The organism is Rhizobium sp. 01T444 (genome assembly GCF_056398305.1).
In genome coordinates, this window is the sequence record NZ_JBFTPD010000161.1 from 1 (window position 1) to 745 (window position 745).

A 745-nucleotide genomic window follows, 5' to 3' on the forward strand; every position below is an offset into this window, starting at 1 on the left:
GTTCCTTGTACCGCTGCAGCGTGCCCTGCACCGCGCGGGCCACGTTGTAGTGCTCTTCGCCGACCACGTTCGGGTCGAGCTGGCGCGAGGTCGAGTCCAGCGGGTCCACCGCGGGGTAGATACCGAGCGACGCGATGTCGCGCGACAGCACCACGGTCGAGTCCAGGTGGGCGAAGGTGGTGGCGGGCGACGGGTCGGTCAAGTCATCCGCCGGCACGTACACGGCCTGGATCGAGGTGATCGAGCCGACCTTGGTCGAGGTGATGCGTTCCTGCAGGCGGCCCATTTCTTCGGCCAGCGTCGGCTGGTAGCCCACGGCGGAAGGCATGCGGCCCAGCAGCGCGGACACCTCGGTACCGGCCAGCGTGTAGCGATAGATGTTGTCCACGAAGAAGAGCACGTCGCGGCCTTCGTCACGGAAGGACTCGGCGATGGTCAGGCCGGTCAGCGCCACGCGCAGACGGTTGCCCGGGGGCTCGTTCATCTGGCCGTAGACCATGGCCACCTTCGAGTCTTCGAGCTTCTCGAGGTTCACGACGCCGGAATCGGCCATCTCGTGATAGAAGTCGTTCCCCTCGCGAGTGCGCTCGCCCACGCCGGCGAACACGGACAGGCCCGAGTGCGCCTTGGCGATGTTGTTGATGAGTTCCATCATGTTCACGGTCTTGCCGACGCCGGCGCCGCCGAACAGGCCCACCTTGCCGCCCTTGGCGAACGGGCACACGAGGTCGATCACCTTGATGCC

Annotated in this window: 1 protein-coding gene; it reads right to left on the reverse strand. The window is 66.4% G+C overall.

Features of this window, described 5'->3' with window-relative positions:
• A partial coding sequence (gene atpD / locus AC1DTN_RS37745; RefSeq protein ID WP_477925242.1) for a F0F1 ATP synthase subunit beta occupies positions 1-745 on the reverse strand: 745 nt, incomplete at both ends.